5 protein-coding genes and 5 pseudogenes are annotated in these 11,091 nt (G+C 69.7%); 5 read left to right on the top strand and 5 right to left on the bottom strand.

The window, feature by feature from the left end; genetic code table 11:
- Positions 1 to 534: 534 nt before the first annotated feature.
- Positions 535 to 936, top strand: a pseudogene (locus AZE13_RS34805) (magnesium transporter MgtE N-terminal domain-containing protein); the annotation flags it as partial.
- A 94-nt stretch (positions 937 to 1,030) separates the two neighbouring features.
- Positions 1,031 to 3,522, top strand: a pseudogene (gene alaS, locus AZE13_RS31340) (alanine--tRNA ligase); the annotation flags it as partial.
- A 178-nt stretch (positions 3,523 to 3,700) separates the two neighbouring features.
- Here alaS and AZE13_RS31335 read toward each other — a convergent pair.
- Positions 3,701 to 4,351, bottom strand: a complete 651-nt coding sequence (locus AZE13_RS31335) for a carbonic anhydrase (protein WP_066939645.1) — start codon at positions 4,349 to 4,351, stop codon at positions 3,701 to 3,703.
- 542 nt (positions 4,352 to 4,893) lie between these two features.
- Between AZE13_RS31335 and AZE13_RS31325 the strand changes: the two genes are divergently transcribed.
- Positions 4,894 to 5,868: an L-threonylcarbamoyladenylate synthase gene (locus AZE13_RS31325; RefSeq protein WP_066939640.1), complete on the top strand. Its 975-nt coding sequence runs from the start codon at positions 4,894 to 4,896 to the stop codon at positions 5,866 to 5,868.
- A gap of 16 nt (positions 5,869 to 5,884) precedes the next feature.
- Here the strand turns inward: AZE13_RS31325 and AZE13_RS31320 are convergent.
- A pseudogene (locus AZE13_RS31320) lies at positions 5,885 to 6,340 on the bottom strand (TerC family protein); the annotation flags it as partial.
- 841 nt (positions 6,341 to 7,181) lie between these two features.
- Here AZE13_RS31320 and AZE13_RS31315 point away from each other — a divergent pair.
- Complete coding sequence (locus tag AZE13_RS31315; RefSeq protein WP_066939660.1) at positions 7,182 to 9,125, top strand: NAD-binding protein; 1,944 nt, start codon at positions 7,182 to 7,184, stop codon at positions 9,123 to 9,125.
- An 804-nt stretch (positions 9,126 to 9,929) separates the two neighbouring features.
- On the opposite strand, the gene AZE13_RS38610 is transcribed toward AZE13_RS31315, so the two are convergent.
- The 3 genes and pseudogenes from AZE13_RS38610 to AZE13_RS38600 all read right to left on the bottom strand — a co-directional run.
- Positions 9,930 to 10,061, bottom strand: a complete 132-nt coding sequence (locus tag AZE13_RS38610) for a hypothetical protein (protein ID WP_258528115.1) — start codon at positions 10,059 to 10,061, stop codon at positions 9,930 to 9,932.
- Positions 10,062 to 10,125: 64 nt separating this feature from the next.
- Complete coding sequence (locus tag AZE13_RS38605; RefSeq protein ID WP_258528113.1) at positions 10,126 to 10,422, bottom strand: YncE family protein; 297 nt, start codon at positions 10,420 to 10,422, stop codon at positions 10,126 to 10,128.
- Between the two features lie 10 nt (positions 10,423 to 10,432).
- A pseudogene (locus AZE13_RS38600) lies at positions 10,433 to 10,561 on the bottom strand (IS630 family transposase); the annotation flags it as partial.
- Positions 10,562 to 10,858: 297 nt separating this feature from the next.
- On the opposite strand from AZE13_RS38600, the pseudogene AZE13_RS31305 reads away from it, so the two are divergent.
- Positions 10,859 to 11,091, top strand: a pseudogene (locus AZE13_RS31305) (TrkH family potassium uptake protein); the annotation flags it as partial.

Here is an 11,091-nt window from a genome sequence, read left to right as displayed (position 1 = left end):
CGGCGGCAACGCGACCGCCATCGGCGCCTCCGCCAACGTCGTCGTCCTCGGCATCGCCGAACGCAGCCGCCAGCCCATCAGCTTCTGGCAGTTCACCAAGTACGGCCTCATCGTCACCGCCGTCACCGTGGTCATCTCGGCGATGTGGATCTGGGTACGGTACTTCGCCCTCGCCTGACGCCCGCCACCAGCCTTGCGGAACGGGAACATTGGTCGGTCGGGCAGTGGCGGGCAGAGTTCCAGGCCCTCCAGCTCGGACCGCACCACACCGCTCTTGCTACGGACGGGCGCGCGACCATGTCCGGGACTTTTGTACGCGGTATCCTGTCACTCGCGTCTTTAGCGTGTGGCGCGGTGTAGTGGCAGTGAATTTGGGAGTGGGGTGGTGCTGTGATGCGCAGCAAGCCCCCTATTTCGCACACCGCTGCCGCGTAGGACTGCCCTTCCGCTGCTATGAGCGGTCCCTGAGGGACGGTGCTCGCGGGGCTTTCTGGTGCCCGATGTCTCGATCTCCATCGCGTCTGAGGATTCGCTATGCCGCAGTCACCCTTCTCTCACGAGCCGAGCACGGAGCTGGCCGAGTCGCTGCAGGACATCGTCAAGGACCACCGGTTGAGTGCCGCGCAGGAGTGGCTGGAGACGCATCCTCCCTATGTGATCGCCGATGAGCTGGCGCGTATGGACGCAGTCGATGCCGGGGTGGCGTTCCGGCTGCTGCAAAAGGACCGGGCTCTGGCAGTGTTCGAGAAGCTGGAGCCAATCGATCAGCAGCAGATCCTGGAAGGGCTGCGGAACCGCTCTTTCTTGGATCTCGTCGAGGGTATGGACCCCGACGACCGGGCCAGGATGCTGCGGGAGGCTCCGGCCAAGGTCGCCAAGCGGGTGCTGGCCGGGCTGAGCCCGAACGAGCGGCGGATGACCTCCGCGCTGCTCGGCTACCCGGAGGGCTCGGTCGGCCGCTACATGACGCCCGAGGTGGTCGCCCTGGCGCAGGACCTGACCGTCGAGCAGGCCCTGCGGACCTTACGGGCCAAGGGGTCGGGCGACGAGCGTGCAAAAGTGCGTGCGCACCCTGGACATCGAGGAGGTGGGCCGCACCACCCGGCACGGCTCCTTCTTCCAGATGAACGGGAACTTCTCCTTCGGGGACTACTTCAAGCAGGAGGCGATCACCTTCGCCTGGGAGCTGTCCACCGCTCCGGTCGCGGACGGCGGCTACGGCCTGGACCCGGCGCAGATCTGGGTGACCGTGCACCACAGCGATGACGAGGCGCGCAGCCTGTGGCGACGCATCGCGGACCTGCCCGACGAGCGGATCGTGGCACGCGGCGACGAGGACAACTTCTGGTCCATGGGCGTGCCCGGACCGTGCAGCCCCTGCTCGGAGCTGTGCTACGACCGGGGGCCGGAACTCGGCCGGACGGGCGGCCCGGCCGTCGACGAGGACCGGTACATGGAGTTCTGAAACCTGGTCTTCATGCAGTACGAACGCGGTGAAGGCCCCGGCAAGTCCGGCTACCCGATCCTCGGCGAACTGCCCCGTCGCAACATCGACACCGGCATGGGCCTGGAGCGCATGGCGACCCTGTTGCAGGGCGTCGACAACCTCTACGAGATCGACGAGACCCGCCCCATCCTCGACCGCGCTGCCGCGCTCGCCGGGATCCGCTACGGCACCGACACCCCCACCGACGTACGCCTGCGCGTGGTCGCCGACCACGTCCGCACCGCCCTGATGCTGCTCGCCGACGGCACCACCCCCGGCAACGAAGGACGCGGCTACGTGCTGCGCCGCATTCTGCGTCGGGCAGTCCGCTCGATGCGCCAACTCGGCTACCAGGCCCCGGCACTGCCCGACCTGCTCACCGTCGCCCGGGACTGCATGGCCCCCAGCTATCCGGAGGTCGCCGAGGCATACGGCCGCATCGCCGACCAGGCGGCCGGCGAGGAGGACACCTTCCGTGCCACCCTCCGCCAAGGCACGACCGTCCTCGACACCGCCGTAGCCGAAGTGAAGGCAGGTGGCGGACACCAACTGCCGGGCGCGCAGGCGTTCCTGCTGCACGACACCTACGGCTTCCCCATCGACCTCACCCTGGAAATGGCCGCCGAACAGGGCGTCGAGGTCGACCACGACGGCTTCACGGCCCTGATGCGCGAGCAGCGCGAACGCGCCCGCGCCGACGCCCGCGCCCGCAAGTCCGGCGGCACGGCGGACACCTCGGCCCTCCGCGCGGTCCTCGACGAGCACGGCCCGACCGACTGGCGGGCCTGGGACACCCTGACCACCGACTCCCGCGTCCTGGCCCTGCTCGGCGCCAACGGCCCGGTACCGGTGGCCCGCGAACACGAGATCGTCACCGCCGTCTTGGACCGCACCCCCTTCTACGCCGAATCCGGCGGGCAGGACAGCGACGCCGGCCGCCTCACAGGCACCTCAGCCGAAGCCGAGGTCCTGGACGTACAGCGCCCCTTGCCCAGACTGGTCGCCCACCAGGTCCGCATCACCGCCGGAGAACTCGCCGTCGGCGACAGACTGTGTGCGGCCGTCGATGCCGAATGGCGGCTCGGCGCCCACCAGGCCCACTCCGGCACCCACATCCTGCACGCAGCCCTGCGCCAGATCCTCGGCCCCACCGCCCTGCAGTCCGGCTCCTACAACCGCCCCGGCTACCTCCGCCTCGACTTCCCCTGGCGAGGGCCCCTCTCCCCTTCCGTCCGCAGCGAGATCGAGGAGGCCGCCAACCGCGCGCTGCGCCACGACTTCCCCGTCGATGTGCGCTGGATGACACGCGCAGACGCCAAGGAGCTGGGCGCACTCGCCCTGTTCGACGAGACGTACGGCGAGAAGGTACGCGTAGTCGAAATCGGCGGCGCCTGGTCACGCGAACTGTGCGGCGGCACGCACGTCGAACACGCCTCATAGGTCGGTGTTGTCGCGCTGACCTCGGAGTCCTCGGTCGGCGCCGGCATGCGCCGCGTGGAAGCCGCGGTCGGCGTCGAAGGCTTCGACTACCTCGCACGCGAGCGCGACCTGGTGACACAGATCGCCGAGCAACTCCAGGCACCACGCGCCGAACTGCCCGACCGCATCGCCATGTTGCTCGAACGGCCAAGACCACCGACCGGGAAAACCAGCGACTGCGGCAGCAGGCCATTCAGGCACACGCCGCCGAGCTCGTGGCCCAGGCCGCCGACGCCGAGGGCACTGTGGTCGTCACCACGACAGCGGAGGGCGGCCGTGCCGGAGCCAGGGCACTCGCCACCGCCGTCCGGGACCAGCTGCCCGCCGACAGGCCGGGGGTGGTCGCGGTCGGAGCAGAGTCCGGCGGCGGCGCGGTCATCGTGATAGCGGTCAACACCGCTGCCCGCACCGCCGGGCAGGACGCGTCCACCCTGGTCAAGCACCTCCTGCACGGCCGCGGCGGCGGCTCACCGGAACTCGCCCAAGGCGGTGGACTGCCCACCGGACAGCTTGCCGACACACTCGCGGCCGTACCCGGCATGTTCACCGCGGGTTGAGGCGGCAAACACCCACGTTGGCGGCACCGCGTCGACGCCGCTGACAAGACCGAAGCCCAACCCACCCCCAGGAGGGCCAGTACGGTGACACGGACACGGCCGCCATCCTGCTGGAATCACTCAGCGTTATAGGTGTCGCGCCCGCGTCGCCGATCGGCCTCATCCACCGGTGAACCGTTCAGGCGCCCGTGCCAGGGGCAGCTGCCTCCTCGGGCAGGCCGCGGGCCGTGACGAATCGGGCGCTGCCGTCGGCCAGCCGGTAGGACAGGCCCACCACAGCTGTCTTTCCGGCGGTGACCTGGTCGGCGAGCACCCGGGAGCGGTCCAGAAGGAGGTCGACGGTGTGCCGGATGTGCTCGTCGATGATGTCGTCGTCCCCGGTGAGCCCGGCGGCACGGGCGGCCAGGACGCTGGTCGTCACGCGCTCGACGACGTCGCGGACGTACCCGGTGGTGCCAAGGCCGTCGGTCAGGGCGGCGCGGGTGGCTGCGACCGCGCCGCACGAGTCATGGCCCAGCACCACGACCAGCGGGCAGTCCAGCACGCTCACCGCGTACTCGATGCTGCCCAGCACCTCCGCCCCCGCCACATGGCCGGCGGTGCGGACCACGAACAGGTCCCCCAGACCACGGTCGAAGACGATCTCAGCAGCCAGACGGGAGTCGGAGCAGCCGAACAGCGCGGCAAACGGGCGCTGCCCGGGTGCGGTCTCGGCGCGGCGCGCAGCATCCTGGTTCGGGTGCTCCGGCGTGCCGGCGACGAAACGTTGGTTGCCAGCCAGCAGCAGCTCGAAGGCTTCGGACGGAGTCAGGGGCAGGGCTTCATGCATGGCCGCAGAGTACGGCCAGAGCCCGCTCACCGCTACGTGGGGGGGCCGACAACAGCGGCGCGGCGCGGCGGCTGCGGACTGAAGGCCCTCGTGTCGCCGGGCATCCCCAGACGCTGGGCGACGACGGCTTCCACCAGGAGCCTCAGCTCTCGGCGAACACGGTCACCCCGGTAGCGCCAGCCGCCATCAGGCGCCTGCGCATCGTCCGGCGCCACGCCTTGGGCGCGCTGCTCGTTGTGCACCGCCATACAGTGCACTACGACGCCATCGCGATCATGAAGCCCGCCGAACGGGCGACCGAAGCAGGCGGCTGCGCGCCTGTCGTCGCCGCAGGTCCGATCACGGCTCCCGCAGGCCGGGGACCACCTTGCGCAAGCGCTCGGCACTGATCCCACCCGTGCGCCTAAGAACCGGGGACCGCACCGGTCAGATCCACAGTCGAGGACGCAGGGTCACGCGGTGCCGCGACCTTGCTTCGTCGTGATGCACCGGCGAGCGAGACCACGGAATGTAGAGAGCGGAACAGTGGGAGAATCACGAAGGTGAAGGCAAGGACCAGTGATATCGAGAAGGCGGTCGATGTGCTGCGCGCCGGGGGCCTGGTGGCCTTCCCGACCGAGACCGTCTACGGCCTGGGCGCCAACGCCGAGGACCCCGCCGCCGTCGCGCGCATCTTCCAGGTCAAGGGGCGCCCGCCCTCCCACCCGCTGATCGTCCACATCGGCAGGGCGGAGCACCTTGCTGACTGGGTCGAGGAAGTGCCCGCGGCGGCGCGCCTGTTGGCCGAACGCTTCTGGCCGGGGCCCCTGACGCTGGTCCTGCGGCGCGGTCGCCGGGTGCCCCTGGAGGCGACTGGTGGTCTGGAGACGGTGGCCGTGCGCGTGCCCGACCACCCCGTAGCGCTCGCGCTGCTGGCGGCCTTCGGCGGCGGTGTCACGGCCCCGTCCGCCAATCGTTTCGGCTCGGTCAGCCCCACGACGGCCGGCCACGTTCGGACGGAGCTCGGTGAGGCGGTTGACTTCGTGCTGGACGGCGGGCCCTGTGAGGTCGGCGTGGAGTCGACGATCGTCGATGTCACAGGCGATGCCCCGAGCGTCCTTCGGCCCGGCGGGGTGACGCGCGAGGACCTCGAACCGGCGCTGGGGTACCCGCTCGCGGTCCCCTCGACGAGCCGTGTCCGGGTGCCGGGTCAGCATCCGTCGCACTACGCGCCACGTGCGCGGGTCGTCCTGGTCGAGCCGGAGAAGGTCGTCGCGGAAGCGGAGCTCGCGCAGGAACTCGGTCACCAAGTGGGTGTCTTTCTTCCGGCCTCCGCCGCCGACGCTCCGGTCAAGGCACACGCCGTGGTCGCGGCCCCCGATTCGATGGCCGCCTACGCGCGCGGGCTGTACGGGTTCCTGCGCGAACTCGACCAGCAAGGGTGCGACCTCATCATCGCGTCCTTGCCTGCGGAGGAAGGGCTGGGCCTCGCCATCGCCAACCGGCTCCGCCGCGCCGCAGGACCCCGGACCTCTTAAGCGACCAGCACCGACGCTTGCCCGGGGCGAAGTTCTGCCGTTCGTCCTTGAGGCGCTTGTAGGTGCTGCAGAAGAGGACGGCGGCGAAGCGGTTGACCACGGCGACGCCGAGCGCAAGAAAGATTCCGCGGAAGACCAGAGCACTGATGACGCCGAAGAACAGCACGCGATGCTGGTAGCCGCGAAGCACCCTGAAGTGGGCGAAAATCACGACGGAGACGAACAGATTATCGACCGACAGGCTCTTCTCCAGCAGCCACGCGGTGGTGTACTCCGTACCGGCGGTCGTACCGAGGACGAGGAAGACGACACCGCCGAAGATCAGGGCGAGGCCCACCCACAGACCGCTCCAGGCAGCGGCCTCCTTGAAGCCGATGACATGCGCCGCGCGGTGGGCCAGTAAATCCACCGCCAGCAACACCACCACCGTCGCAGCGAACGCCCCCCACAGCCACAGCGGAACCTCAAGCACACCAGTCACTTCCCGACGACCCGCGCGCCCCCGCACGGGCCCCTATCCGGGAGTCTGCGGGATTTCATCCCGCAGAGCGAAACCAGGAGCTGCGTGTTGGCATGATCACGCCGCCAGCGAAAGCTCGCTCCGCCAGCCCGCGCAACAATCAGATCGAGGAGACCGCCCGCCAAGTTCCCGCGACCTACACACTCGGAAGACGTGGTGCGTTGTGCACGCTGCCACGGCTCGACTTTGCACCGGACGAGGTTCTCCCTCTCGGCCTGCCGGTCGAGGTGCTGCGCGACTATGGGGTGTCCCGGGAGCAGAGGCGTACGAATCCACTCCTGACCGGCGGGGCCGAGCGCCCTCAGGGTGCCCGGCCCCTTTCCCCCGGTTCGGACCAACTCCTCTCATGGGGCTGGAGTCGGCAGACGGATCGACCAATCCGGGTGATACCGGGGAGGCTCAGACTATCGGGTGAGTTGTCAGCACCGCTTGTGACGCTCGGAAGTGTCTGCCCGTTCATGGCTCAGCGGACGGAAGGCGCAGCTGCTCGAGGAAGACGGTGCCTCCGTTTGGTCGGCCCACGAATGCACCGCCCAAGCAGTGTGGAGCTCGAACGAGCCACACTGACTGCCATCGGAGAATGGAAGAAGACAAGCCATGGCGGCCACCTCTCCTGGCGGTCTCAGCGCGGGTGTGTCCGTGGCTGGGCGCGGTCGACTCCGCGTGCCGGGCGGCCGGAGCGGTCTCGCTTCCGTGATGTCCCGGCGGCTGGAACCAGCTGCCGGACGGTGGCATATCCTGGTGTGTGTCCACACTCCCCCAGCAGTCCCGGCACGGCATCCCCTCCGGCCACATGGTCGTCTGCGGTGATGACGCGCTTGCGCCACGCCTCGCATCCGAATTGCGAGAAATATACGGCCAGTCGGTTGTTCTGGTCGTACCGCCCGCCCATAGCGCCGAGCGGACGCCATCCCCGTTGACGGCGCGTCGCGACAGACGCACCGCAGCACTGCGTGAGCGCGTGGCAGCCGTCATGACCTGGGCCGTCGGCTCACCGGCCGGGGAGGCGGGCATGTCCGCCACACAACCCGTCGGGATTTTAACGGCGTTGGAGGCCCTCACCGCGGATGATGCCGCGCTGACCGAAGCCGGGGTCGACCGTGCCGCGGCGCTCGCCCTCGTCTATGACGACGATGAGACCAATATCCGGGCCGCGTTGATCGCCCGCCGTCGCAACCCCCGGTTGCGGCTGGTGATCCGTCTCTACAACCGCAAACTCGGGCAGCACCTGGAGGAGTTGCTCGACCAGACCGCCATCCTGGCCACACCCGCCCTGGATGCGGCGGAGCTCGAAGCGTCCACGACCGTGCTCTCCGACGCGGATACCGCCACCCCTGCGTTGGCTGCCACCGCGATCGCCGGCAGCAGCAAGGTCGTCCAGGCCGACGGCCTGCTGCTCCGCGCGGCGGAGCGCACTCCGCCCAGCCGGGGCGAGGTCGCCGATCCCGGCCTGTGCACGCTGGCCCTGCTCTCGGCGACCACCAACGACCCTGCCGGCGCCGAGGGTTCGGACCGCAGCGGGGACGAGGCGCCGCTGCTGCTGCCCGACGACCGCGATGTGGCCGCCGCAACCGGGCGCGGCACCGTTGTCCTGGAGGCCGTCAGTTACGAGGGCCCGCCGCCACGTACCGGGCCGCTGGCCGGCAGGTCGGCTCCGCTGGGTTCGCTGTTCTCGCGCCGGGTGCGGTGGTCGATCGCGGGGGCCGTCGCGGCCGTCCTCGCCTTGGCCGTGACCTCCTGGATCGTGACGGGCGACGACCCGCGGCACGCCGCTTACGTGACCGTGCTCGACCTGTTCGCCATCAACGACCCCGCTACCGACGAGCAGCCCGCCCGGAAGATCCTCCAACTCCTCAGCGGAGCCCTCGGAATGCTGCTGCTGCCCGTGATGGTCGCGGCCGTCTTCGAAGCCCTGGGCACCTTCCGCACCGCCTCCCAGCTACGGCACCCACCCCGCGGCCTGCACGGCCACGTCGTCCTCCTCGGCCTGGGCAAGATCGGCACCCGCGTCCTCGCCCGGCTGCGGGAACTCGACATCCCCGTCGTCTGCGTCGAACAGGACCCGGAGGCCCGCGGACTTCCCCTCGCCCGGCGCCTGCGCGTACCCACCGTCATCGGCGACGTCACCGAGGAAGGCGTCCTCGAAGCCGCCAAGATCGACCGCGCCCACGCCCTGCTCGCCCTCACCAGCTCCGACACCACCAACCTCGAAGCGACCCTGTACGCCCGCTCGGTCACCCCCGACCTCCGGGTGGCGCTGCGCCTGTACGACGACGACTTCGCCACCGCCGTCTACCGCACCCTGCGCACCGCCCACCCCAACGCCGTCACCCGCAGCCGCAGCGTCTCCACCCTCGCCGCCCCCGCCTTCGCCGGCGCCATGATGGGGCGCCAGATCCTTGGTGCCATTCCGATCGAACGCCGCGTGCTGCTGATCGCCGCCCTGACCGTTGTCGGCCACCCACAGCTGGAGGGCCGGACCGTGGCCGAGGCCTTCCGGCCCGGGGCCTGGCGCGTACTGGCTCTGGACGCCGCCACCCCGGACGAGCGCCGCCCCGACCTGGCATCCCCCCACCACCATGAAACCGACAGTCCGCGCCCCGGCCTGGTGTGGGATCTCCACCCCGGCTACGTCCTGCAACCTCACGACCGCGTCGTCCTGGCCGCCACCCGCCATGGCCTGGCCGAACTCCTCGGACGCCCGACGCCGCACGGGAGCCACCGCGGCCCGTGGTAGAGATCCCGGCGCGGCCGGGTGCGCAACAACGGCAACCGCCAGGTCGTCAACGACCTGACGCGCGTCACCCCAGCATGATCGACAGTGGCTTGACTCAGCCTTCGGATTACTACTGGGGCACAGAGGTCTGCCTTCGGCCGTGACGTTCCGGGCGATTCCGCGTTGGACAGTGCACCGTTGGTAGTTGTTGTCCTGATACGCCCCAGGCGCAACGTGTGTCCACGGCTGGCCCCGACTCCGCGCCCGGCGCCGGGGCCTGATCATTGCCCTGCATCGTGCAGGGCCAGAAGGGCGAGGTCGTCGCGGAGGGGTGAGCCCTCCGGCCCGCCAGTACCGCACGGTGCAGCCTCGGCCCGGAGTCGACTTGGTTCCAGGCCGACGTGCCGGCAGGCGTATGCCGGATCCGCTCAAAGTGTGCCGGCACACGCTCAAGGCCCGCTGACACAGGACGCCAGTAGCTCTGCCACGATGTGGCACCATTCTGGATCTTGATGATTGCACCGGTCTCCGAGCAGTCGGGGATGGGCGGGCTCGCCGGAGAACGACCGGCGTATGTGGCGCGCCGCCGACACCAGGGCGGCGCTCTACGGGTCGATGTGGCGCCCGATCCCCCGAGGCGGTGTCTGGGCAACCTGCTCTGCCACGGCGCTGCCCGTGTGTTGCTCCCCTCGTCAACGCCCCGGCACCGACCCACCAGGGCTATAGGCGAAAAGCCTCCGCCAAATCCGGGCACATGCCGGGCGGCTTTGTCCCCGAAGCTGTGAACATCCGGGAAACAGCGACGGCGGAGGTGCCACCGAACTCCTATGGAAGCGCTGCCCCTTGCCATGCACGAAGCCATGCAGGGCTTCGCTCCGCGGGGGGGATGGCGATGCCTTCGGGCTCGTGTCCGGTCGGCAGGGTGGCGCGGACCCGCTGGGTGAAGGGGTCGATCACCGATACGGTGTCGGACTTCTCGTTGGTCACCCACGCCGCCGACCGTCAAGCGTGACGGCGCCCCCTATGGCTGGACGCCGACGGGAACCTGGCCGATGACATTGCTGTCGGGGCTGACCGCGTTCCCCAGTGACGTCCGCCCGGCCGGCAGGTTGGCCACCATCTTGTTGGTGTAGGTATCGATGACCAACACGGTGCCGGAACCCGTGTTGGAGACGAACACCTGCTTGCCGGAGGGCAGCGCGCTGATCCCGCTGGGGAAGTCTCCCTGCGGGATGTTCTGGGTCGCGTGCGAGGACGGGTCGAGGACGGTCACCGAGCCGCCGCCGTTGTCGGTCACGTAGGCGTGTCCGTCCGGCACCGTGGCGACGCTGCGCGGACAGAGGCAGCATGTGGGTCCGCCGCCAGGTCACCACCGAACCGGTGCCTCGACGGACGATCCGCACAAGGCGCTGCCCCTCGTCAGAATCGATCTCGCGGACGCGTACGGGTTCTGCCACTTGGACAGCCTGGCGACACCGCGCGTGCGGACGAGCATCCGAACGGCGCTCAGGGGTCGGACCTGCCCGCCCAGACGACGGCCTGGAAGACCTGGACACAGTGCGCGATCAGGCGCTCGGCCGGGATGTCTACTTCCTTGCTGTGCACCCTGCGGAAGTAAGAGCGGGATGATCTCCGCCGATACCCTGACATAACCGATCTTTCATCCCCATCCGGGGTAGTGTGGCCGCCGGATCTCGACGGAGCGTCGACACCCGGCGTGTCGGTCATCACCAGCGGCGAGGAGAGGTCGGTACGTGGCAGGACGCATGGCGCGCGCGTGGCGAGTGTTCACCGCCCACCCCGCTCGTACCGTCGTCACGGCCTTCGCCGTAGTGATTCTGGGCGGTGCCGTTCTGCTCGCGCTGCCGCTCGCTTCCGAGGCGGGCCACGCCGCGAACGTGGTCACTGCGCTGTTCACCTCCACCTCGGCGGTGTGCGTGACCGGCCTGGTCGTGGTGGACACCGGTACGTACTGGAGCGGCTTCGG

The sequence above is a fragment of the Streptomyces sp. NBRC 110611 genome (assembly GCF_001590865.1).
Lineage (GTDB): Bacteria > Actinomycetota > Actinomycetes > Streptomycetales > Streptomycetaceae > Streptomyces.
Note: the sequence above shows the minus strand (reverse complement) of the source record. Positions and strands in the feature narration are given on the sequence as shown.